Raw genomic sequence first — 21,385 nt, forward strand, 5'->3', positions numbered from 1 at the left:
CCAGGGCTTCGTCTGCCGGGTGTGGACCGCTCAGCGGATACCGTGCGACTGCAGCCAGATCTCCAGCGAGGCGACCTGCCACAGGGTGTTCGCCCCGCGTTTGGTGCGGTGGCGGTTGGGTGCCGCGAGCAGCTCGTGGAGCAGGCGCTGGTCGAAGATGCCGCGTCGGCGCGCTTCCGGTGCCATGAGGGCGTCGCGTACGCGGGCGAGCACGGGACCGGCCATGTGCCGGACCGCGGGCACCGGAAAGTAGCCCTTCGGACGGTCGACGACCTCGGGCGGCAGGATCTTGCGTCCGATGTCCTTGAGCACGGCCTTGCCACCTTGCGCGAGCTTGAGCTGCGGAGGGCAGGCGGCGGCCAGTTCGACGAGCTCGTGGTCCAGGAAGGGCACCCTCGCCTCCAGGCCCCACGCCATCGTCATGTTGTCGACGCGCTTGACCGGGTCGTCGGGCATGAGCGCGTGGATGTCCATGCGCAGGGCCGCGTCGAGGGCGGTCTCGGCCCCCGGTGCGGCCATGTGGGCCCGGACGAACTCCGTCGAGGTGTCGTGGTCGGCGGTGAACGCGGGGTGCAGCATGGCGGTGAGGTCGGCGTGCGTCCGGTCGAAGTACGAGTCGGCGTACGCCGCGTCCGCGTCCGGCCGGGCCGCCGCCGCGATGCCCGGGTACCAGTGGTAGCCGGCGAACACCTCGTCGGCGCCCTGTCCGCAGAGCACGACCTTGGCTTCCTTGGAGACCTGTTCCGACAGCAGGTGGAACGCCACGGCGTCGTGGCTGATCATCGGCTCGCTCATGGCGCCGATCGCGGCTTCCAGCGCCGACGGAAGCCGGTCGGACGGGATCATGAACTGATGGTGGTCGGTCGAGAACCGCCGCGCGATCAGGTCCGAGTACGGGAACTCGTCCCCGTCCTCCCCGTTCTCCGCCTCGAAGCCCATGGCGAAGGTCGCGAGCTCCTCCTGCCCCGCCTCGGCGAGCAGCGCCACGATCAGGCTGGAGTCCAGCCCGCCGGACAGCAGCACGCCCACGGGGACGTCCGCCACCGTGCGCCGCCGGACCGCCGTGCGCAGCGCGTCGTGGACGGCCTCCTGCCAGAGGGCCGGGTCCTCGCCGAGTTCGGAGTGCCGGGTGTACGTCGGCTGCCAATAGCAGTGGTCACGGTACGTGCCGTCCCGCTCCACGACGCGGACGGTGGCGGGCGGGATCTTCCGTACGCCGGCCAGTACGGTGCGCGGAGCCGGGACCGTGCCGTGCCAGCTCAGGTACTGGTGCAGCGCCGCCGGGTCGAGGGACGTGTCGACTCCCCCGCCCGCCAGCAGGGCGGGCAGGGAGGAGGCGAAGCGCAGCCGGCAGCCGTCGTGGGTGACGTACAGGGGCTTGATGCCCAAGCGGTCACGGCCGAGCACGACACGGCCGGTGTGGTGCTCGACCACGGTGAAGGCGAACATGCCGATGAGGGACTCGACGCACTTCCAGCCCCACTCGGCGTACGCCTTGACGACGACTTCGGTGTCGGAGCGGGAGAAGAAGCTGTGGCCGAGCCCCTCCAGGCGCTTGCGCAACTCCCGGTAGTTGTAGATGCAGCCGTTGAAGACCGCGGTGAGGCCCAGCTGCGGGTCGGTCATGGGCTGGGCGCCGCCCTCCGAAAGATCGATGATCTTGAGGCGCCGGTGCCCCAGCGCCACCGAGCCCTGCGACCACGCCCCTCGGCCGTCCGGCCCCCGCGGCTCCAACGTGTCGGTCATGCGTTCGACTGCGGCGAGGTCCGGCCGTCTACCGTCGAAACGCATCTCCCCGCTCAACCCGCACACGGGGCACCTCCCAGGTCCACGGCACGCCGGGGGCGGCACCCCCACGGAACCGCACTTTCCGTTGAGCACCTCGCCATGTACGTCATCACTGACTCCTGTACCCCTTCGACCCACGGGGAGCGGGCCGGCCCGGACGGGCGATCGACATAGGAGGCGCCTGCCCGTCCGAACGCCCCTTAAGCGGTCGCTCCCTCTCGCCGCCCCGGCGCGGCATCCGCCTAGAGTGGAAAGTCCCTTCCACCCGCCGACCCGAGCGCCCCGTCGAGACGGAACGCGGTCGGGCTCGAGATCTCGGAGTGCGCCATGGACCAGCCCCCGCCCGCCGGGGCCCGCCGGTCTCCCCCGGAGCCCTCCGCTGACGACGCCGGTGCACTGTTCGGGTTGGAGGACCTGCGAACGGGTCCCGCCCGTGCGGGCTCGGCGCGATCCGGACCGCTCGTGGGGCCCTCCTTCCGCGACTCCCCCGCCGCTCGCAGGCTCCTGTCCGTACGGGAGATCCACGCCGAGCCCGCGGCCGCGGCGTCGCCCCGCGGACGGCAGATCCTCGCGCGCTTCCCCGACGCCCGGGTCATCGACGTGGAATCGCACTGGCGCATCCCGGAACTCCACGGCAACGAGGGCAACCTCGAACGCTGGGTCCGCATCAAGAGCGAGGTGCTCGTCCTGGGCGAGAAGAAGACGCTCGCCACGCGACCCAACGGAAGGTCCGCCGACTGGATCGCCCCCGGCGTGGCGAACGGCTGCGCGATGGCGTGCGCCTACTGCTACGTCCCGCGCCGCAAGGGCTACGCGAATCCGATCACCGTCTTCACCAACATCGAGCAGATCATCGCCCACCTCGGCCGGCACATCGCGCGGCAAGGGCGCAAGCCGGAGCCGAACCAGTGCGATCCGACCGCCTGGGTCTACGACATCGGTGAGAACAACGACTGCTCGGTGGACGCCCTGATCAGCGAGAACACGGCGGACCTGGTGCAGGCGTTCGCGCGCTGGCCCACGGCCAAGGCCTCCTTCGCCACGAAGTTCGTCAACCCCGACCTGCTGCTGCTCGACCCGCGCGGCCGCACCCGGGTGCGCTTCTCGGTGATGCCGCCGCAGGACTCACGGCTGCTGGACATCCGGACCAGCCCGGTGGAGCAGCGCATCGCGGCCGCCGCGGACTTCCTGGAGGCGGGCTACGAGGTGCACTTCAACCTCTCCCCCGTGGTCATCCGGCCCGGCTGGGAACAGGACTGGACGGCCTTGCTGCGCCATATGGACGACGTCCTGCCCCGTGCCGTGAAGGATCAGGCCGCGGCCGAGGTCATCATGCTGACGCACAACAGGGACCTCCACGAGCTGAACCTCGCCTGGCACCCACGGGCCGAGGACATGCTGTGGCGTCCCGATCTCCAGCAGGCCAAACGCTCCGAGAACGGCAGCTGGAACGTTCGCTACCGCAACCGCGACAAGGCCGAAGCCGTCGAGACGGTCCGCCGCATGGTGGCGTCGTACGCTCCCTGGCTGCGGGTCCGCTACGCCTTCTGACGGCCCCGCCGCCCTGACCTGCCGCGGGCTGTGATCCGCGGCGGCGGCCGCTGCCCGTGGAAGCCCGGGTCCGCCGCCGATGCTCTGAGGGCCGGCTTCCGGGGCGGCCCCGGTCAGAGGTTCAGCATGACGGCGTAGGCAAGGAAGAAGAGCGCACACATCACGGCGACCAGGCAGATCACCACGAGCGGGCCCTTCCCCCAGCCGCGCGTGAGGGGGCGGTAGGGGCCCGCGCCGGTGCCGGTGCTCGACTCCCCGGGCGGGGTCTCGCCCGGCGGAACGCCGCCGTGCGGCGGGGGCGTGTTCTGAGGGCCTGGGTCGGGAACGGGTGCGGACATGTCTGCCTCCTCGCCGCGAAGGCCGGACCCGCCCTGTCGGCGGGTCGGCCGGGGCTGTCCGGCGCCTACCCGCCGCCCGGCGGCGCACTCCTCGCCGACCGTGCCACCGGGGCGCTCTCCTCCTCCCCGGCTCGGTGAGACAGGTCAGCCGGGGGCGTCGAAGGCGACGTCGTCCACCGCGCAGAGGTCCGCGGACATGTTGCAGCGCATCATCCGCAGGGCCGCTCCGGCCAGCTCGGCATCGATGTGGGCGACCGCGTCAGCCGGTACGACGACGTCGAAGTGGCGGATGTGGGCATCCAGAGCCGAGTACATCACGCACTGTTCGGTCACCTGCCCGCACAGGACGAGGCGCTCGGGCCCGAGTTGGCCCAGCAAGTAGGCCAGCGGGGTTTCGAAGAAGATCGAGTGCCGCGCCTTGACGACGAAGAGCGAGTTCTCGTCCGGTGCGACCGGCTCCACCAGGTCGCGGTGGTGCCCGTCGAGCGCTGCCCGAAGGATCTCCCCGTGGTGCGAGCGCCACTCCCCGAAGTTGTCGTTCACGTAGATGACGGGCGAGCCGCTGGCCCGTGCGCGCTTCAACAAGGTCGTCACCCCGGGGAGCGCCTCACGGACGGACGGGACCAGGGCCTCGGCGTCCTCGTGCGCGTAGGTGTTGAGCATGTCGATGACGATGAGCGCTGTATGAGGCATCGAGCCACTGCCTCCGTCGTCGGCGGCCCCGCGAGCCCGGGCCGGTTGTCCGATTGGTTTGCTTTATCCAGTCTCCCTCACACCGAGCACGTGGGCGGGGCGGCCGGTCGGTCGGTCCGTCGGCGAAGGTCGGTCGGCGGTGCTCAGGGGCGGCCCCCGAGGAGGAGGCCGCGTACGGCGTCCTCCACGGCGCCGTGCGTCGCCGGGTCCCCCTTCGCGGCCTCGCACCCAGCGCGTCGAGTACGGGCCGGATCGTGACCCCTTCCTCGAAGAGCTCGACCACGCGGGGGTTGATGTAGGACGCACGGCACACGGCCGGCGTATTGCCCAGGTACCGGCGGTCTTCGAGCGACCGGGTCTGCCGCTCGCCGACTCCCTACGCACTCCCCCGCCCCATGGGCACGCGTACGGCACACCGGCGTCTTCCCGGACTCACGACGCCCCGTCGGTCTCCCGGTCGGACCGGGGCCATACGTACGGCAGGTCGTCCGGCACACCCGGGAAGCGCTCCCGGTAGAAAGTCGGGTCCTTGCGCACCAGCGCGGACTGGTGGCTGCGGTGGAAGTCGGGTGAGCCCAGCCACGGCGGCAGGTCCCCGTCCGCCGCCAGCTGCTCCTGCGTCCGCGGGGCTCCCCCCGGCCGCCACGCCCCGAAGTCCCGGACCAGGGTGACGGCACAGGTATCGGCGCGCCCCTCGGCGGTCCACACCCCGCAGATGTCCAACCCGTAGCGGACGAGGGCCTCCTCGTACCCCGCCCACATCCGCACCGCCGGGTGCCTGCGCCATCCGTAGCCGGGAACGACGAGGCCTCGCAGCACCTGCACGGCCTCGACCCGCTGCTTGCCGAGCCTTCGCACGTCCAGCACGGCTGCCGAGGCGTCGAACGACGGGAACGGCAGGAACGTCTGCACAGGGTCTCCCTCCGAGGCGGCGGTGCAACGCACCCGAGCGCCGTGATCCCAGCTGCGGGCACGGTGCGAGCCTGCCAGATGCCCGCGAGGCAGGCCTCTCGCCGGGCCGAATCCTCCCCCGCGGCGGGTCGGAGAACGGCGCCGGCTGCCCGGCGACGAGGGCGCACGCCCCGCATCGCGTGAGGTGCGGCGTGATCGGGGTAGGCGCACCATGACCCTTGCACCACACCGTCGACGAAGGGCTTCCGTCACCCCCGGGGAACCAGCCCCCGCGCGAGCCGTCCGTTCGAGCACATCCGTGCCGGTAGCAGAAGGAGTCCCCGTGGCCGTCCGCCATCAGCTCATCCGGCGTCCCCCTCGTAGCGTGTGGGCGGTGCTTGCCGATCCGAGCCTGTACGGGGAGTGGGTGGTGGGCCCGTCCGAGTCCGCGCCGCTCGACGACACGTGGCCCCGGGTCGGCTCCCGGCTCCGCTACACGGTGAGGGTGGGCCCTTGGTCGACCGAAGGGGTGACGACCGTGCGCCACCAGGAGTCCGGCAGGGAGCTGGAGCTGGAGGCGGCGTTCAAGGCGCTGGGCACGGCGAGGATCTTCCTCCAGCTCCGGCCGTGGGGCGAGGAGACCCTCGTCATCTGCGACGAGCACCCCCTGCGCGGCCTGGGAGGGGCCCTGCACAACCCCGTGAGCGAGGCGGCCCTCCAACTGCGGCACCGCGGGATGCTGGCCCGCTTGGCCAAAGTCGTGGAACAGCAGCCCGACGAGGTGCTCCGTGCCTGACGCGGTGGTCGTCGGCGCCGGTCCCAATGGCCTGGTGGCCGCGAACCTGCTGGCCGACGCCGGCTGGAGCGTGGAGGTCCTGGAGGCGCAGGAGGAGCCCGGCGGAGCCGTACGAAGCGACCGCGGGGCGCACCCGGACTACGTGTCGGACGTCTTCAGCGCCTTCTACCCGCTCGCCGCCGCCTCTCCGGTCATCGCGGGCCTCGACCTCGCCGCCGACGGCCTGCGGTGGAGCCATGCCCCCTCCGTACTGGCCCATCCCCTGGCGGACGGCCGGTGCGCCGTGCTGGAGCGGCGCGTGCAGGACACCTGCGCCGGCCTGGCCGAGTTCGCGGCTGCGGACGCCGACGCCTGGCACGGCATGTACCGGACGTGGGCCCGGGTGGGGCCGGACCTCGTCCAGGCCCTGTTCACGCCCTTCCCCCCGGTCCGCTCCGGTCTCCGGGTGGCCGCGAAACTCCGCGCCTCCGGGGGTCTGCGGATCGCCCGGAAACTCGCCCTGCCGGTGCGGCGCCTGGGCGAGGAGGAGTTCCGGGGCGAGGGCGGGCGGCTGCTCCTGGCCGGCAACGCCCTGCACGCCGATCTGGCCCCCGAGGCCGCGGGCAGCGGCGGATTCGGCTGGCTGATGTCGATGCTAGGACAGAGCCACGGCTTCCCCGTCCCGACCGGCGGCGCCGGCGCGCTGACCGCGGCGCTCGTGAGCCGTCTCCAGCGCCGCGGAGGCGTCCTGCGCTGCGGGGAACGCGTCGAGTCCGTGGTCGTACGCGGTGGCACGGCCGTCGGGGTGCGGACCGCGGGCGGGGAGAGCGTCAGCGCACGGCGGGCCGTCCTGGCCGACACCTCGGCCCCCGCCCTGTACCGGGACCTCGTCGGTGAGGAACACCTGCCGAACCGCCTCCTGCGGGACCTGGAGAGCTTCCAGTGGGACTTCGCCACCTTCAAGGTCGACTGGGCACTGTCCGGCCCGGTGCCGTGGACGGCGCCGCAGGCGTCGGGGGCCGGAACGGTGCACGTCGCCGACGGCATGGACGGCCTGACCCGGTTCGCCGCGCAGATCGCCATGGGACAGGTGCCCGCGGAGCCGTTCGCCCTCTTCGGCCAGATGACCACCGCGGACCCCACCCGCTCACCGGCCGGGACGGAGTCGGCGTGGGCCTACACCCATCTCCCGCAGCGCATCGTCTCCGACGCCGGACCCGACCGCATCACCGGCCGCTGGGACGCCCGCGAACAGGAGGCGATGGCCGACCGGATCGAGGCGCAGGTGGAACGGTTCGCACCCGGCTTCCGCAACCTCGTCCGAGCCCGCCGGATCCTCGCCCCCACCACCCTCCAGGCCATGAACGAGAACCTCCACAACGGAGCCATCAACAACGGCACGACTGCCCTCCACCAGCAGGCGATCTTCCGACCCGTCCCCGGCACCGGCAGGCCCGAGACGCCCGTCAAACACCTCTACCTCGCCTCCGCGGCCGCCCACCCAGGCGGCGGCGTCCACGGCGCGCCGGGGGCGAACGCCGCCCGCGCCGCCCTGCGGCCCCACGGACTGCACACCCTCCTCCACCGCGCCCAACGCGTCTGACGAGCGCGCCCGGCGGCGGTCGCCGCGCAGTCACCGCCCCCGCACTCGCGGTCATCGCGGCGGAGCCTGCGCGGCTGGGCCACGACGTCCCCGACCAGGACCCCGGTATTCCCCTGTCCCGCCTGTCGGGGCGACGCCCCGCCGGAGTGCGACCCGCGGCTCTCGAGCCCAAGATGGGTACCGCCCCGTTTCCCCCGCTGTCAGGAGGCGAGCCATGCTGTCAGGCAGGCCGGCGCGTGGGGGCGCCGGGAGGGATCGCGAACCTCCACGGGCGCACTCCCGATGACTCGGAACCCTCCGCCGGAACACACCGCGGACGGACACTACGTCCTCATCGACGGCAGGCGCTGGCGTGCCACCGACCCGGACCTGCCCGCCGACGCCGCCGCGCGCCTGCGTGCTCACCTGATGGCCGCCCGGCGAGCCGTCGGCGCCGCCCTGCGCGCGCACGACGAGGACGCCGAGCACGAGGCCAGGAGTCGCGTGCAGACGGCGAAGGTGGCTCTCGGCGAACGCGGCACCCCTTGGTGGGAGCAGACCGACGCGGAACGCCACGCCCGCTGGACGGACGGCTTGGCGGCTCTGGACGCCGAAGGGGGCGCGCCACCTCCCGGCCTTCACCCCCCGACCGGGCTACGGTAGGAAGGTCCCATACGAGGTGAGCAGCAAAACGAGGCGACCGCAGCTGTGTCCACGTCAAGCCATGAGGTCATCGGCGCGCCCTGCTGGGTGAGCCTGATGACCGGGGATCTCGAGTCCGCCCAGCGGTTCTACGGTGCCGTGCTGGGCTGGACGTTCCGACGGACCCGTCTCGGCGAGCGGTTCTCTTTCGCCTTTCGCGACGGCGCCCCGGTCGCGGGTTTCGGCGCTCTCGCCGAGAACTTCTCGCTGCCCGCGGCATGGACACCGTATTTCGCGGTCGAGGACGCCGACGTGACCGCCGCCCGCATCCGCGAGCGCGGCGCCACCGTCGCCGTCGGCCCGCTGTCCTTCGGTATGGGCCGCGCCGTCCTCGCCGCCGACCCCGCCGGGGCGGTCTTCGGGCTCTGGCAGGGCCAGATCCTCGAGGACTGGAGGGTGGGCCGCGGCACCGCGCCGGCTTGGCTGGAGCTCCGTACGCGCGACGCCTTCGCCGCGGCCATCTTCTACGGGGAGGTCCTCGACTGGGCCGGCGAGCCCCCCAAGTCCTGCGTGGTGGCTTACGAACAGGATCACGTCGTCCTGCGCCACGGCAACGACACGGTGGCACGGATCAGTGGCGGAGCAGTGGGCGAGGATCCCGATCCCCATGTCCGTCCGCGGTGGCACGTCCACTTCCGGGTGCCCGACCTGGAAGCCGCCATCGAGTCGGCCACCGCCGCGGGAGGGAGCATCGTCTCCCCGGTGGAGACCTCGGACACCGGCCGGTGGGTCACCGTCCGCGACCCGGAGGGCGCCCTGTTCACCGTGCTCGCACCACGCGGCTGAACCCGGCCCCGCGGGCTGTCCCGGAGCGCAGGGCAGAGCCGTGCCCCGCCCCGAGCCCCGCTGCGCGGCCCGTCGGGCCCTTGTGACGTGGGTCCTAGCGTGGAGCGCGGGTCGGCGGGGCAGGCGCGCCTCGGAGGTGGTCGATCTTGCGCACATGGATGGATGCGGCACGGAGGGTCCGGTCGGCGGCCGCGGAGCGGGCCGGCTATCTGCGCCGCGCCGCGCGCGGAGCCGGGAGCGAGCGGGACGAGGTACTGCTCGTCGCCAAGACCGTGGTCGCCGCGATGACGGCCTGGGTACTGGCGCGGTACCTGCTGCCGCCCGCCGTTTCGACGTTCGCGCCGTTCACGGCGCTGGTGGCACTTCAGGCGACCGTGTACCGCTCGGTCCGCGACTGCCTCCAGTACGTGGGCGCCGTGTCCGCCGGAGCCACCCTGGCCGCGACCCTGGCGGCCGTCGTCGGCATCCACGGCTGGACGTTCGGGCTCCTCACCCTCATCGCCCTCTGCGTCGGCAGGATCCGGCGCTTCGGGCATCAGGGCGTCCAGGTCGCCATCGTCGCCTTCTTCGCGTTCTCCTCCGGCCAGGGACAGATCGGCTACATCGGCGATCTGGTCGCGTCCGTGGGCATCGGGGCGCTCTGCGGCCTCGCCGCCCACTTCGTCCTCGCTCCCGCCCGGCACACCAACCACCGGCAGCAAGCCGTCACCGACCTCTACGGCACCATCGCCCGGCGCCTGGACGACCTCGCCGACACCCTCGAAGCGAGCGATCCCGACCGGGATCACCTGCGCCAGTGGCGCCGCGACTGGCGCAGCCTGTCCGCCGAGTGCGAGCGCATCCGCCACAGCATCGAGATCGAGATCGAGAACGGCCGCATGAACCCGCGCCGAACCATCAGCGGCGCCGGCGAGGCCCTCCCCCGTGCTCGGGAAGCGATCACCGTCGCCGAACGCAGCATGGACCACCTGCGCTCCATGACCCGGACCCTGGACTACGCCCTCGAGAGCGGGGAACTCTGGAATCTCCCCGGCACTTTCCGTCCCCGCTTCAGCGCCGTCCTGCGTGCGGTGGCCACCGCGATGGAGGAGATCGGCCGGGCGTCTCCCACGGATCGGGACGTCGTCGTTCCACAGATCGACGAGGTTGCGGCCGAACTCGACCGCGTGCAACAGCAGGAACGGTCCGCCCCGGACGCCTCGCCTGACGTACACGCCTTGCAGGGCACCCTCATCACGGACGCCGGCCGCCTCCTGGTCGATCTCCGGTCGGGCCGCGAAAGTCTCGCGAGGACCTGAGCAGCGTCGGGGCGCGGTACGCCCGCAGGAAGGAGCCGGCCGGGCCCGCGGTCAGTGCTTGGCGCTCGGGACGGCGAGGGGCTCGCCCGGCGCCTTCTTCTTCGCCGCCTCCATCTGCTCGCCGAGTGCCGTGAGGCGGTTTCGGCCCATGGCCTTGCGGACGTCGGGGAACCACTCCTTCTCCTCCTCCTCGACGTGGTGGCGCACGTTCTCCATCAGCACGCTCATCTTGGCGTCGAACCGTTCGTCGGCCGCGTCGAGGTCCTTGAGCTCGGAGAGCATCCACAGCACGACGTGGTGCTCCTCGATGCTCTCGAGGACGTGGTCCTTGGTGTCGGGTGCCGCCTCCCGGGCCGCCGGGTAGAAGATCTTCTCCTCGATCCAGGTGTGCGTGGTCAGCTCCTCGATCACCTGGTCCGCGATCTTCCGCTTCTCCGCGTGAGCGTCGTCGGCGGCCTTCTCGAACTGCTTGAACAGCTTCTCGACCGTCTTGTGGTCTTCCTTGAGCAGGACGATTCCGTCCACCGACGCCTCCTGGGCTTCGCAGTAGCGGGCGGCGCGGTCCGGCCGCCCCACGCCCGTGTACCCCGCGCACGGCCCTGTAGCTCGTCCGCTACGAGGGTTTGGCCCGGATGGGCGACGCGCCTACGCCGTCCGCTGGGGCGCCCCTCCGCGCGCGGGCACCAGTCGCCGTAAACGCGTTTGGGCGTCGGTATGCGCGTGCTATCGCGGGTAGAGGCCGTGCATGACTGCTTTCGAAACACTCGCGGCCGAAGGCCAGGCCTCGCTCTTCCTCATCTTCGCCGGAGTGGTCCTGGTGGCCCTTCTGATCGGTGCGTTCTGGTACGGGAGCCGGCGCAGGCGCCGGGAGGCGGAGGCACCCCCGGCCGGGCAGAACCCTGTCGCGCAGCGCCGCGAGGACTCCTGGCAGACCCCGGAGGAGCGCACCCAGGGCCAGGTCGACTGAAGCCCCCTCTCCGCAGACCACTTCGTTCAGGCGGAGGGGGGTGTCGCGCTGTGGTCCGGGTGGTGGGGGGTGCGGCGGATCGTCTTCAGGCGGGCCTCCAGGAGGTGGTCGCGCCCACCGGCCACCTTGTCCACGATGTCGCGCTCCACTGCGGCGAAGGGCCGGTAGTACGTGGAGTTGTACGCCTCGATGATCTGGAACGTCCAGTGGCCCGGGATCACGTTGCGGCCGACGAGGTCATGCTCGATCCGCGCGGCCTGCTCCTCCAGGCCCGCCTCGCGCAGGAGCCGGACCGCGTCTCCGAGCTCGAAGTCCGCGGTCCCGGTCAGCTGATGGAATCCGTAGAGGTGGCCACGGGCCCGCTCGGTGGTCTCCAGCGCCTTCGAAAGCGCGCCCAGAGCGCGCACCGTCTTCTCGTCCACCCCGTCCGGCACCTGGTGGGCCGGGTCCATCTCGCGATTGCTGTCCATGGATGATGGTCTGCCCGAAAAACGGGTGGCCGGGCGGCCGATTGGGCCGAGCGGCGTAATCCGGCTCCGAGTCGCCCACCGCACGGGACGGGATGCCGGGGAATAGCGGCCTGACCCGACCGGTTGCCGGAACCGAAAGATCAATGCGGCAATCGAGGAGGGGTCATGGGAGTCCACGGCACAGTGGCCGCCGGATTCGAGGGGGTCCGGGAGGAGTTCAGCGCCTTCCTCACCGACGAGGAGCACGCACCGGGCGCACAGCTGGTGGTGCATCAGGGCGGCGAGCGGGTGGTGGACCTGTGGTCGGAGGGGGTGGGCGGGGAGTCGCTGCTCGGTGTCTTCTCGTCCACGAAGGGCGCGGCGTACCTGGTGACCGCACTCCTGGTCCAGGACGGCTTCCTGGACTTGGACCGGACCGTCGCCTCCTACTGGCCGGACTTCGCCGCGGAGGGCAAGGGCGGGGTGACCCTGCGCGAGCTGCTCGCCCACCGGGCCGGGGTGATCGGCCTGGATGCCGGCTTCACCGCGGAGGAGCTGGCCGACGACCGGGCGATAGCGGCCCGCCTGGCCGGTCAGCGTCCGTTCTGGCAGCCGGGACGGTTCTTCGGCTACCACGCCTTCGTGATCGGAGCGCTGGTCGGCGAGGTGGTGTTCCGGGCCACCGGGCGCACCTTGCAGGAGTGTTACGAGGAACGGATCCGCGCCCCGTACGGCCTCGACCTGTGGCTGGGCCTGCCGCAGTCGCAGGAGCCGCGGTTCCTCAGCACGCTGCCGATGCTGCCGACGCCGGAACAAGCGGCTGAGATCGAGGCTGCCGCGGCGAGCCCGTACAGCCTGGGCGGCATCGCCTTCAACGAGCACGCGCCCGGCAACGGCGAGCTGTACGACTTCCCCAACTCCCGCGCCGTGCGCGCCGGGGGCCAGGCGTCGGCGGGCGGTCTCGGGTCGGCGCGCGGCCTGGCCGGCATGTACGCGGCCGCCGCCTTCGGTCTGAACGGCCGCGCACCCCTCCTGAAGCCGGACACCGCCGCCGAGTTCGCCCGGATCCACTCCGAGGGCACGGACCTGGTGGGCGGCATGCCCAAGGCCTTCGGCCTCGGCTTCCAGAGCTACGGCGCCCACTTCCCCGTCCTCGGCGCCGGCGCCTTCGGCCACAGCGGCGCCTCGGGCTCCCTCGCCCTCGCCGACCCCCGGCAGGGCTTCGCCTACGCCTACACCCGCCGCCGGTACGCCTTCCCCGGAGGCGCGGCCCCGGAGAACACGCGCCTCCTCGGGGCGGTGGTCCGCGCACTCACCTGACAAGCCGCACAACGGAATGGGGAGGGCCGGCGGGGCGTCGCGGTGCATGGGACCCGGCGACCGGGGCACCAGAGCGGTCAGTACGGCCCGTCGTTCAGGAGGTGGAGACAGTGCGCCCCATGAAGGTGCTGAATTCCTTTCCCGCCGGTGACCCTTACGGCAGTTGGCCCGCAGAGGAGTACGCGGCCCGGTGCCGGGAGCAGGGCCAGCGTGCGACCGTCGTGATGGACCTCGACAAGGACGCCTTCCTCATCGTGGCCCTTGACGCGGAGGCCCCACTAGGAGCGGCATAACACCCTCGTACGCCGGGCCGTGGCGCCGCCTCGACGCCGAGTGACAGGCGGATCAACCGCAGCGGATCGGCCCGGTGTTGAGGTGGTAGGTCACTCCGCCCCGGACCAGTGAGCCGCTCACCCTGATGCACTGGCCCGTCGAGTTGAACCAGGTGTACAGCGGTCCGGCGTAGTAGCGGTAGTTTTCCGGATGCTCCTTCGGCGGGTCGATGGAGTAGTCGCCGCCCTCGTCGAAGATCGCCAGGGTGATGCGTGAGGCGAGGCCGTCGTAGGGGCTGGACCAGAACTTCACGCAGTTCTTCTTGGTCGTGTTGTTCCAGTAGGTGCGCGCGTAGCCGCCCCCGTTGCGCCCCGCCGGGTTCTTGGCCCAGTACGTGATGCGGTCCCAGCTGCCGGTGCACTCCTCGGCGGCGGGGGCCGCGACCGGCGCGGCCTGGGCGGTGGGGGAAGCGACCAGACCGAGTAGCAGTGCCATGACGCCGACGCCCAACAGCTGGGGCTTGCGTAACCGATCCTTCAACCGCCGCATCTTCATCTCCTGGTGGTCGGTTGCGGTCGACCCGTTTCGTCCAGGCCGTACTCGTTACGCTCCGCCCCCCGCGGAACCGGCACCCGGCGTTTCACGAAACCTCCACCGCATCTCGTCACAGCACCGGCGGGCGGCCGCCCGGGGGGCTTGGCTCGGACCAGCACGTTCTTGTAGGAGATGCTGGAGCGGCGGTCGCCCTCCACGCCGGTCGCGAAGTACATGTAGGAGTCGCAGAGGGTGTAGCCCTGTGCGGTGCCGGGGATCGTCGGCTGCTTGAAGTCGACCAGCGGCGAGCCGAAGCCGCGCGTCTCGAAGGCGGAGAGGGGGTACCCGGCGATGCGCTTGCCGGCGCTGGTGTGGTAGCGCACGATCATGCGCCGGTAGACCGGGTCGACGGAGCAGGTGTGCTCGGTGGCCCCGGAGATCGGCCGGTAGGCGGCCGAGCCGAGCTGCCTGCACCCCGGCCCCGGTTGGCGGGTGACCACCTCACTGCGGTGGGCGGGCTCCGATGACGTCCTCCAGGGCCACACTGTCCGCGTCCTCGAACCCCGAGGCGATCAGTGCGGCGACGGCAGGCGCGGTGTCGAGCCGGCCCTGCCATTCACGGACCACATCGTGCGGCGCGGTGAGGTCGAACGTCTGCCGGGACTCCTCCAGCGGTGCGCCGAGTCGACTGCGCGTGGGGGGCTCGATCCTGGCGGGAATGATCACCCGAAGCCATGCCGGGGTGCCGCGGTGTCAGTCCCCGGTGCTTTGATGGGTGGGACTGTGCGGGGAGCACAGCCGACTGGGGAGGGGATCTCGAATGCCGTCCATCCGGGAGCACTTACGCAACGGATCGATCGTCCGGGCGCACTGGCGCAACCCGGCCGGTTCAGGCAAGCAGGTCGGCCTGCTCGTCATGTTCGTGCTGGCGATGTTCGTCCTGGGCAGCAAACCGATGGGCGGCGCCACGCCGGCGGAGCAGCCGGGCCCGCAGTCGACGACCTATCCGATCAAGTGGCCCGGCTGGGACACCCCCGTCACCGTGCCCACGCCGACCGTCTCGTATCCGATCGTCTTCCCCAGCCCGGCAAACACCCGGTGACGTGCGTGGGACGCCGTTCACGGTGCGCATAATCCACCCGCAGCGCAAAACGACCGGCTGCTCCTCGGCCGCCGGTTAGCGTCACGCCATGGAACTCATCCAGATCACCCCCGCCGTCTGGCAGTTGCCCATGCCCGTCGGCCACGTACACATCGTGCGTCTGCCGGACGGATACGCCCTCGTCGATACCGGTGTAGCGGGATCCGCCCCAGCAGTGCTGGACGCGCTCGCTCAGGTGGGCGGCCGTCCCCGAGACGTGCGGCAGATCGTCCTGACCCACTTCCACGTCGACCACACGGGCTCGGCGGCGGATCTCGTCGCCGCCACCGGCGCCCGGGTCCTGGCCGGTGCGCTGGACGCCCCGTTCATCAGCGGTACCGCCCCCGAGCCCGAGCCGGTGTTCACCGCTTCGGAGCGTCCCCTCTTCGAGCAGGTCACGGCCGGACTCGCCGAAGCGGGCGTGTCTTGCGCCCGACACGTCCCGGTGGACATCGAGCTGCACGACGGCGACACCTTGGACGGCTGGGCCGAGCCCGTCCGCGTCCTGCACGTTCCGGGTCACACTCCCGGAAGCATCGCGCTCCACCTCACGTCCAGCGACGTGCTGTTCCCAGGCGACCTCGTCGCCACCGCGGAAGGCCGGGCGATCCTCGGTCCGTTCAACGTGGACAGGCAGCAAGCCATCACGTCCTTCCGGCGGCTGGCCGCACTGGACGCCGAGACCATATGCGTGCCGCACGGCGAACCCTTGTTGAAGGACGCGGGCGCGGCGCTCCGGGCAGCCACCCCGGAGGGCGACTGGGTGTAGCGGCTCACGACCGGCCCTACCACCCTGGCCCCGTCTGCTGCCTGCCCGGAACCCGAAGCCCCGCCAACGCCTGCGGCTTTCACCTGTCATGTCACAGCACTGCAACGCCGCCCCACCCCGGGTCGACGGGAGCCCACCATGTCCTGATGCGCCCACACCACACCCTCGCCATCGCCACAGCCGCCTTGCTCCTCGCCCTCACCGGCTGCTCCGACGCAGACGCGGACCGCCCGGGCATGGGCGACGAAGGCAAGCCCAAGCCCACCCCGTCCGCCCCCTCCTCCGCGCCCGCCGCCGACCCCGAGGCCGCGCCTTCGGCCGCCGGCCTGCCGCCGAGTCCCGCCCCCGCGCAGCGCACGATCTACCTCGCCGCCCTCAACGGGATCGACCCCGAGATCGTGGGCGGCGATGACGACAGGGCCATCAGCCGCGGCCTGAACCAGTGCCAGTCCATGAAGGACGAGAAGGACCCGACCAAGCGCGTCGAGTCCACGAACCGCCGTTTCACCAGCCCCAACCAGCCCGACGGCTTCGGCCCCACCAAAGCCGCCTTCATCCTCGCTGCCGTACAGACCAACCTCTGCCCCACCTACTGACTGGTCACACGGCGAGCAGACGAGCGCTCTGCTCGCCTGACCGGTCCGGTCCGGTCAGGCGAACAGGGACCGCGTGTCGGTCAGGTCCAGGAGCCGTTCGACGGGGCGGCCGGCCGCGGTGATGTGCAAGCCGCGGCCTGCCCGCAGAGCGGCGGCACGGGCGGCCAGGAGTGCGTTGAGGCCGGCGCAGTCGCAGAAGGTGACCGCCGCCAGATCGAGGCGAAGGGTCCCTCGGTGGGAAGTGAGGGCGATCAGGAGGACGTCACGCAGGGCGGCGGCGTTGTGGAAGTCGATCTCGCCGCTCACACACACGTCGACCATCCCGGAGGGGGCGGGGGCCACGCCGATCTCGAGACCCTCGGCCGCCGGGGGGTCGAGAGGGACTTCGTGCTCGATCGTGGTCATGTCCGCCTCCCCGCTCCTCGTGGGGCCGCAGTGCGCCACCAGCTTCGTCCACATCCGGGCCGACGTCCATCCCGCCGAGGCGGGCCGCGACGGTGTCACCCGCACGGCGCAATGTTCCGTCCCCTCGGCGCGCGGTCCCGCCCCGTGCGTGTCACGGTGGGGGGCGACGAGAGGTCCCGCACGCGGGGCGCGGCCGGTCGAAGAAGCCACCCCGGCCGGGCCCCGCCCCGGGCGCCCCGGCTGCAGCTCCCCGGCACGGTCCGCGGGCGATGATCCGGTTGGGTGCCCCGCGCACGGCATGCGGCCCCGTACCAGTACGGCCGCCCGCCGCCGAGCGCGCGAGGATGCGGGCGCTCGTTCCCTGTCTCTTCAACGGCTGGAGATCTGCGTGCTGGAACGTGAGCGGCTCAAAGCAGGCGTCGTCGGGGACTTCATCCACGGAAACCCCGCGGCCCGCCCCCACAAGCCACGGAGCGACGGCGCCCGCCCGGCCAGTGTCTCCCTCCCCACCGACAGCAGGCGCTCCTTCCGCTACCTCGCCGCCGGTGACTACTGGTTCGACGACGAACGCCCCGGCCACCACGACGGCGCCCGCGGCCGCCGCCAGCCCTGACCCACCCGTCTGCCGGTTCGGCCCTCCCCGCTCGGCGGCAGCCGAACGCATGCCGTCATCCGGTCCAGGCGCGCCTCACCGTCCCGTCCTCGACTTCGAAGTTCAGCCTGCCTTCGCGGTACTCCATGGTCAGGATCGTTCCGGGCGGGACCGTACGCACCGTCGTCCAGCCGCGCCCTCGCGCGCGGCGTTCGGCTTCGTCGGCGCCGAGGCCCACGTAGCGAGTCGGATCGTCAGGGGTGGCAGGGGAAGCGGAGTCGGTAGTCACGGTGGTCGCCTGCCCCCCACCGATGCACGGCAAAACTGCCCCGCCTCCCCGACCCCGGCCCCTCGACCGCAGGGCGGGGGGTTTGCGGGCGGCGATCGTGAGCAGAAGAGCGGTCACGACCAATCCGGTACTACACGAGGAGGTCCCCATGTCGGGCACGGAGAAGAGCAAGGCACACGCCGAGCAGGCCAAGGGCAAGGTCGAGGAGACCGTCGGCCGGGCCACGGGCAACGAGCGCATGACCGCCAAGGGCCAGGCCGACCAGGCCAAGGGCAAGACGCGTCACGCCAAGGAAGACGTCAAGGACGCCTTCCGCCACTGACCCGGCGGCCACCGCCCCTTCATACCGGCTGGGCCCCGACCCCTCCCTCCGGGTCGGGGCCCAGCCGCGTCCCGAACCGCAGAGCAGCCCCGCAGCGGAAGCGGCGGGAACACGACACGGCGCCCGGGCCGGGAGCATGAGCTCCCGGCCCGGGCGCCGTCCTGCGATGCGGATGCCCCGAACCCGCCCTCGTCACGACCCGGATCTGCACGGTGATGAAATGTGCGCGATGCGCTGCTTCATCGTGATGGGTCCCGTCCTCTGGTGCCAAACGTCGTGCGGTACTGCGTGGGGTTGCGCCGATCACCCTACGACACGCAACAACCGCCCCGGCTGCGCTCGCCTGACGATCACCCGCACCTTGGACATCCCACCCGGCTGGCCGCTCGGTGCTGCCCTTCGCATGGGTCGGCGAGGTGCTGGTTGCGCTGTCCGTATCGCCAGAGGACATGGACGACCCGGATCACCGCGAGCACTCCGCCAACCCAAGCCCCGGCAACCAGCAGGGACTTCTCGACCGCGGGAGCAAAGTCCCAGACAGCGACCGGTCCGGCGATCGTCGCGAACACGACGGCGCCGAGAAAGCAGGCGCTCAGCAGCGCATAGCCGATCTCGACAGTGATCTCGTCTCGTTCTGCCTGGGTTCGGCGTGTCGTCGTCATGGTTGAAGAATCGCACTGGGCGGGCTGGCAGTCCACGCCACCAGTCGGTTTGGCCCGGCGCTCGGGCCGCGGCACCGCCCTTGACCGGTCTCGGCAGCAACCACTGCGTCCCCCGGGCAACCAACCCCGGCCTGTGCCGCAGGCGCCGGCGCGCGGTGACGCGGTCGCGGCGTGGGCATGGCAGAGGGCGGGGGCGGCAACCGTGCGGTTGCCGCCCCCGCCCCGGGGCCTTGCCCGTGCCGGCGTGTCAGAGGCGGTGCGGGCCGTCGTAGTAGCCGCCCACCTGACGGTGGTAGTCCGCGTCGCCGAGGTGCCTGTCCTTGTCGAACTCCGGAGCGTTCTTGATCTGCTCCTTCGTCCGGCCGACATAGATCTTCTGGTCGTCCGCGTCGATCCGGCTCACCGTGCCCGCGGGAAGGAGGACTTCCTTGCCGAAGATCCACGGACCGGTGTCGACCACGATGTACGCGGAACCGACCTCGTCGGAGTGCTTGTCGACCTTGCCGATGGAGCCGTCCGTCGCCTCGACCTTGTAGCCCGTCAGATCGGCGCCGGCCAGATGGCCGGACGTCTCGCCGTAACCCCACACGTTCTCAGACATACGAAAACCACTCCCTTAAAGCTGAAAACCCAGCGGCCGCTCGACCCTCAAAAGACTGGGATGAGCAACCTTGCCGAAAGGCCGCCTGCCCCGCCGAATCGGTCTCACGCACCTGGACCCGAAATTTCCTCCGCGGGTGGTGCTTCATACCCAAAGAGCCGGTTGGGGCGGCCACCGTCATGGCCAGTTTTGGGTCGGAGACATGCGTGTGGCCCGCCCCCTCGAAGGAGGGCGGGCCACACGCCACATCACCGCAGATCAGCCGCTATCTGCCTACCAGCGGTACCAACGGCCGCTGCTGCCCTTCGGGCGGGCGACGAAACCGATCAGCCAAATCACCAGCACCGCGATGGCGACCCACCAAAGGATCTTCACCGCGAAACCGGCACCGAACAGAATCAGAGCGAGCAGAAGAACGAGAAGCAGGGGAACCATAGTTATCAACCTCCGAGGAACCGAATGCCCCTGCGATTCCAGACCATGCACGACTTCTTACCCGTTTCTTATCCGCCCAGCTGGGAAGCCGAGTCCGCCCACCGTATCGAGCCGCCGCCGGTCTGAGACGGCTGAGCGGCCGTACCGGGCCCGCCGTTCCGGCACGAGCCGCGCACCGCGGGCCCGGCTCGCACCCGAGGAAGTCGGCCTGGAAGGCGTCGGGGGACGGTCAGCGTTCCAGGGGGTGCGGGGTCGCCAGGATGCGTTCTGCGAGACCGCCCCGCACGGCTGCCGCCGGAGAGCTCTGCGGCTTGCGGGCGGCCTGGTCGCGGAAGCAGGCCAGGAACTCGTCCGCGAGGCCCTCGCGCGGGTACCGGGCCAGGACCTCCGCCCGGAATCCGGCGGTGAAGTCGTCCGCGTTCCGCCCCGAGATGTCCACACCGGTGGCCCGCTCCAGCAGGTGGCCCTCCGGGTCCTCCCGCACGTCCACCGAGTCCCACATGTGCCGCACGATCACGTCGGACAGCCGCTTCCGCCGCTCCACCGGCCACCCCGCCCCGGCGCCGAACACCCAGGCCACGTGCCCGCCGGCCTCGTCGAACGCGACGGTGTGGCTGTCGAACTCCGGGGCCAGCCCGATGTCGTGGAGCAGCGCGGCCACGTACAGCAGCTCCGCGTCGTGCTCGATGCCCCGGTCCGCGGCGTACGCGGAGGCCCATACGTAGGACCGTACCGAGTGGTTGAGCAGAGCCGGGGTGCAGTAGGCGGTGGCGACTTCGAGGGCGGCGGCGCAGGCGGCGCTGTCGGGTACGGTCAGCGCGTCGAGCGGCTTGTGGAGAGTCATGGCGCCGAGTATGCCGACCTCTCTCGGTCACCTCGATTCATTTCGATCACCGTGCCCGTCAGGGGACATCGGTCACGAACGGAGCCCCCGCTCTCCACGCAAGCGGGTGCCCGAACGAACCTCCGCACGGGAACCGGCGCGCGGGTCCTGTCGCCGGGCGCCCCCGGAAAGTATGATCAAGCAATGTCCGACACGACCGAAACCACACCCGGCTGGCTGAGCAAGGACGAGCTGGAGACGGCCAGGGCGCGCATGCCGATCCTGTACGTCGAAGCCGTCCCCGTACGCGTGGATGACAGTGGCGAGGTGACCAGCATCGGCCTGCTGCTGCGCATCGGTCCGGACGGAACGGTCAGCCGTACCCTGGTGTCCGGGCGCGTCCTGCACCATGAGCGGGTCCGTGACGCACTGCTGCGCCACCTGGAGAAGGATCTCGGTGCCGTGGCCCTGCCGCGCGTCCCCGCCTCCCTGCAGCCCTTCACGGTTGCCGAGTACTTCCCCACGGCGGGCGTCACCTCCTACCACGACCCGCGCCAGCACGCGGTGTCCCTCGCCTACCTCGTACCGGTGGCCGGCGACTGCCGCCCCCGGCAGGACGCTCTGGACCTGGTCTGGTTCAGTCCGCAGGAGGCGGTCTCCCCGGCCGTGCAGAGCGAAATGCCGGGCGGGCACGGCGTGTTGCTCAAGCAGGCGCTCGCGCACGCCGGGTACGTGTACTGAGATCCCCGTCGGCACTTCCTCCCGGCGTCGGGCGGTCGGGTGTCGGCCTGGGCGGCCTCACG

30 protein-coding genes and 1 pseudogene are annotated in these 21,385 nt (G+C 71.4%); 15 read left to right on the forward strand and 16 right to left on the reverse strand.

The annotated features are described in order from the left end of the window. Positions 1-30: 30 nt before the first annotated feature. The gene (locus tag BGK67_RS03380) at positions 31-1,812 is read right to left on the reverse strand and encodes an N-acetylglutaminylglutamine amidotransferase (RefSeq protein ID WP_069918484.1); all 1,782 of its coding nucleotides are present in this window, start codon (positions 1,810-1,812) and stop codon (positions 31-33) included. A 303-nt stretch (positions 1,813-2,115) separates the two neighbouring features. Between BGK67_RS03380 and BGK67_RS03385 the strand changes: the two genes are divergently transcribed. Next, on the forward strand, positions 2,116-3,339 hold the full coding sequence (locus tag BGK67_RS03385) for a spore photoproduct lyase family protein (protein WP_069918485.1): 1,224 nt from the start codon (positions 2,116-2,118) through the stop codon (positions 3,337-3,339). 113 nt (positions 3,340-3,452) lie between these two features. Here BGK67_RS03385 and BGK67_RS03390 read toward each other — a convergent pair whose 3' ends face one another. The 4 genes and pseudogenes from BGK67_RS03390 to BGK67_RS03400 all read right to left on the reverse strand — a co-directional run bounded on the left by BGK67_RS03390 (position 3,453) and on the right by BGK67_RS03400 (position 5,282). Further along, positions 3,453-3,677: a DUF6480 family protein gene (locus BGK67_RS03390; protein ID WP_069918486.1), complete on the reverse strand. Its 225-nt coding sequence runs from the start codon at positions 3,675-3,677 to the stop codon at positions 3,453-3,455. Between the two features lie 144 nt (positions 3,678-3,821). After that, positions 3,822-4,370, reverse strand: coding sequence for a cysteine hydrolase family protein (locus BGK67_RS03395; RefSeq protein ID WP_069918487.1), 549 nt, complete (start codon positions 4,368-4,370; stop codon positions 3,822-3,824). A gap of 143 nt (positions 4,371-4,513) precedes the next feature. Further along, positions 4,514-4,704 (reverse strand): annotated as a pseudogene (locus BGK67_RS39845) (DNA topoisomerase IB); the annotation flags it as partial. A 98-nt stretch (positions 4,705-4,802) separates the two neighbouring features. Further along, on the reverse strand, positions 4,803-5,282 hold the full coding sequence (locus BGK67_RS03400; RefSeq protein ID WP_069918488.1) for an MSMEG_6728 family protein: 480 nt from the start codon (positions 5,280-5,282) through the stop codon (positions 4,803-4,805). Between the two features lie 322 nt (positions 5,283-5,604). Here BGK67_RS03400 and BGK67_RS03405 point away from each other — a divergent pair, with 322 nt between their 5' ends. The 5 genes from BGK67_RS03405 to BGK67_RS03425 all read left to right on the forward strand — a co-directional run bounded on the left by BGK67_RS03405 (position 5,605) and on the right by BGK67_RS03425 (position 10,404). Further along, positions 5,605-6,057 (forward strand): SRPBCC family protein, encoded by a 453-nt coding sequence (locus BGK67_RS03405; protein WP_069918489.1) that lies wholly within the window; start codon positions 5,605-5,607, stop codon positions 6,055-6,057. Then, complete coding sequence (locus BGK67_RS03410; RefSeq protein ID WP_069918490.1) at positions 6,050-7,639, forward strand: phytoene desaturase family protein; 1,590 nt, start codon at positions 6,050-6,052, stop codon at positions 7,637-7,639. The genes BGK67_RS03405 and BGK67_RS03410 overlap by 8 nt, the downstream gene beginning before the upstream one ends. A gap of 282 nt (positions 7,640-7,921) precedes the next feature. Next, positions 7,922-8,281 (forward strand): hypothetical protein, encoded by a 360-nt coding sequence (locus BGK67_RS03415; RefSeq protein ID WP_069918491.1) that lies wholly within the window; start codon positions 7,922-7,924, stop codon positions 8,279-8,281. Positions 8,282-8,377: 96 nt separating this feature from the next. Beyond that, entirely contained in the window at positions 8,378-9,106 is a 729-nt protein-coding gene (locus BGK67_RS03420; protein WP_069918492.1) for a VOC family protein, read from the forward strand. 146 nt (positions 9,107-9,252) lie between these two features. Continuing rightward, positions 9,253-10,404, forward strand: coding sequence for an FUSC family protein (locus BGK67_RS03425; protein ID WP_107488759.1), 1,152 nt, complete (start codon positions 9,253-9,255; stop codon positions 10,402-10,404). Between the two features lie 51 nt (positions 10,405-10,455). On the opposite strand, the gene BGK67_RS03430 is transcribed toward BGK67_RS03425, so the two are convergent. After that, positions 10,456-10,929 carry a hemerythrin domain-containing protein gene (locus tag BGK67_RS03430; protein ID WP_069923596.1) on the reverse strand — a complete coding sequence of 158 codons (474 nt, stop codon included), beginning with the start codon at positions 10,927-10,929 and terminating at the stop codon, positions 10,456-10,458. 220 nt (positions 10,930-11,149) lie between these two features. On the opposite strand from BGK67_RS03430, the gene BGK67_RS03435 reads away from it, so the two are divergent. Then, a complete protein-coding gene (locus BGK67_RS03435; RefSeq protein WP_069918494.1) occupies positions 11,150-11,371 on the forward strand; it encodes a DUF6479 family protein in 222 nt (73 codons plus the stop codon). A gap of 26 nt (positions 11,372-11,397) precedes the next feature. On the opposite strand, the gene BGK67_RS03440 is transcribed toward BGK67_RS03435, so the two are convergent. Further along, a complete protein-coding gene (locus BGK67_RS03440) occupies positions 11,398-11,841 on the reverse strand; it encodes a hypothetical protein (protein WP_069918495.1) in 444 nt (147 codons plus the stop codon). Positions 11,842-12,006: 165 nt separating this feature from the next. Between BGK67_RS03440 and BGK67_RS03445 the strand changes: the two genes are divergently transcribed. Together BGK67_RS03445 and BGK67_RS38695 are read left to right on the forward strand one after the other, a co-directional pair. Further along, positions 12,007-13,140, forward strand: coding sequence for a serine hydrolase domain-containing protein (locus BGK67_RS03445; RefSeq protein ID WP_069918496.1), 1,134 nt, complete (start codon positions 12,007-12,009; stop codon positions 13,138-13,140). A gap of 119 nt (positions 13,141-13,259) precedes the next feature. Continuing rightward, positions 13,260-13,433, forward strand: a complete 174-nt coding sequence (locus tag BGK67_RS38695; RefSeq protein WP_167739540.1) for a hypothetical protein — start codon at positions 13,260-13,262, stop codon at positions 13,431-13,433. 52 nt (positions 13,434-13,485) lie between these two features. On the opposite strand, the gene BGK67_RS03450 is transcribed toward BGK67_RS38695, so the two are convergent. Genes BGK67_RS03450 through BGK67_RS03460 form a run of 3 tightly spaced genes read right to left on the reverse strand, consistent with a single transcriptional unit; the run spans position 13,486 to position 14,673 of the window. Continuing rightward, on the reverse strand, positions 13,486-13,953 hold the full coding sequence (locus BGK67_RS03450) for a hypothetical protein (protein WP_244291129.1): 468 nt from the start codon (positions 13,951-13,953) through the stop codon (positions 13,486-13,488). 11 nt (positions 13,954-13,964) lie between these two features. Continuing rightward, complete coding sequence (locus tag BGK67_RS39850; RefSeq protein ID WP_069918497.1) at positions 13,965-14,447, reverse strand: hypothetical protein; 483 nt, start codon at positions 14,445-14,447, stop codon at positions 13,965-13,967. 1 nt (position 14,448) lies between these two features. Next, the gene (locus tag BGK67_RS03460; RefSeq protein ID WP_069918498.1) at positions 14,449-14,673 is read right to left on the reverse strand and encodes a DUF6247 family protein; all 225 of its coding nucleotides are present in this window, start codon (positions 14,671-14,673) and stop codon (positions 14,449-14,451) included. Positions 14,674-14,767: 94 nt separating this feature from the next. Between BGK67_RS03460 and BGK67_RS03465 the strand changes: the two genes are divergently transcribed. The 3 genes from BGK67_RS03465 (at position 14,768) to BGK67_RS03475 (ending at position 16,453) form a co-directional block, all read left to right on the forward strand. Next, a complete protein-coding gene (locus BGK67_RS03465; protein WP_069918499.1) occupies positions 14,768-15,049 on the forward strand; it encodes a hypothetical protein in 282 nt (93 codons plus the stop codon). 88 nt (positions 15,050-15,137) lie between these two features. Continuing rightward, the gene (locus tag BGK67_RS03470; protein WP_069918500.1) at positions 15,138-15,857 is read left to right on the forward strand and encodes an MBL fold metallo-hydrolase; all 720 of its coding nucleotides are present in this window, start codon (positions 15,138-15,140) and stop codon (positions 15,855-15,857) included. 146 nt (positions 15,858-16,003) lie between these two features. Beyond that, entirely contained in the window at positions 16,004-16,453 is a 450-nt protein-coding gene (locus BGK67_RS03475; protein WP_069918501.1) for a DUF732 domain-containing protein, read from the forward strand. Between the two features lie 54 nt (positions 16,454-16,507). On the opposite strand, the gene BGK67_RS37330 is transcribed toward BGK67_RS03475, so the two are convergent. Then, a complete protein-coding gene (locus BGK67_RS37330) occupies positions 16,508-16,858 on the reverse strand; it encodes an STAS domain-containing protein (RefSeq protein WP_244291130.1) in 351 nt (116 codons plus the stop codon). A 388-nt stretch (positions 16,859-17,246) separates the two neighbouring features. Here BGK67_RS37330 and BGK67_RS03485 point away from each other — a divergent pair, with 388 nt between their 5' ends. After that, positions 17,247-17,471 (forward strand): early set domain-containing protein, encoded by a 225-nt coding sequence (locus BGK67_RS03485; protein WP_069918503.1) that lies wholly within the window; start codon positions 17,247-17,249, stop codon positions 17,469-17,471. Between the two features lie 55 nt (positions 17,472-17,526). Here BGK67_RS03485 and BGK67_RS39855 read toward each other — a convergent pair whose 3' ends face one another. Then, positions 17,527-17,739: an I78 family peptidase inhibitor gene (locus BGK67_RS39855; protein WP_069923598.1), complete on the reverse strand. Its 213-nt coding sequence runs from the start codon at positions 17,737-17,739 to the stop codon at positions 17,527-17,529. A gap of 148 nt (positions 17,740-17,887) precedes the next feature. On the opposite strand from BGK67_RS39855, the gene BGK67_RS03495 reads away from it, so the two are divergent. After that, positions 17,888-18,061: a CsbD family protein gene (locus BGK67_RS03495; protein WP_069918504.1), complete on the forward strand. Its 174-nt coding sequence runs from the start codon at positions 17,888-17,890 to the stop codon at positions 18,059-18,061. A 350-nt stretch (positions 18,062-18,411) separates the two neighbouring features. Here the strand turns inward: BGK67_RS03495 and BGK67_RS03500 are convergent, their stop codons facing one another. The 4 genes from BGK67_RS03500 to BGK67_RS03515 form a co-directional block, all read right to left on the reverse strand. Beyond that, positions 18,412-18,723 carry a DUF6332 family protein gene (locus BGK67_RS03500; protein ID WP_069918505.1) on the reverse strand — a complete coding sequence of 104 codons (312 nt, stop codon included), beginning with the start codon at positions 18,721-18,723 and terminating at the stop codon, positions 18,412-18,414. Positions 18,724-18,970: 247 nt separating this feature from the next. Next, positions 18,971-19,324 (reverse strand): PRC-barrel domain-containing protein, encoded by a 354-nt coding sequence (locus BGK67_RS03505; RefSeq protein WP_069918506.1) that lies wholly within the window; start codon positions 19,322-19,324, stop codon positions 18,971-18,973. 273 nt (positions 19,325-19,597) lie between these two features. Further along, positions 19,598-19,759, reverse strand: a complete 162-nt coding sequence (locus BGK67_RS03510; RefSeq protein WP_069918507.1) for a hydrophobic protein — start codon at positions 19,757-19,759, stop codon at positions 19,598-19,600. A 229-nt stretch (positions 19,760-19,988) separates the two neighbouring features. Further along, the gene (locus tag BGK67_RS03515; protein WP_069918508.1) at positions 19,989-20,603 is read right to left on the reverse strand and encodes an HD domain-containing protein; all 615 of its coding nucleotides are present in this window, start codon (positions 20,601-20,603) and stop codon (positions 19,989-19,991) included. Positions 20,604-20,786: 183 nt separating this feature from the next. Here BGK67_RS03515 and BGK67_RS03520 point away from each other — a divergent pair, with 183 nt between their 5' ends. After that, positions 20,787-21,323 carry an NUDIX hydrolase family protein gene (locus BGK67_RS03520; RefSeq protein ID WP_069918509.1) on the forward strand — a complete coding sequence of 179 codons (537 nt, stop codon included), beginning with the start codon at positions 20,787-20,789 and terminating at the stop codon, positions 21,321-21,323. The last annotated feature ends 62 nt before the right edge of the window (positions 21,324-21,385 follow it).

The sequence above is a fragment of the Streptomyces subrutilus genome, assembly GCF_001746425.1.
Taxonomy (GTDB): Bacteria; Actinomycetota; Actinomycetes; order Streptomycetales; family Streptomycetaceae; genus Streptomyces; species Streptomyces subrutilus_A.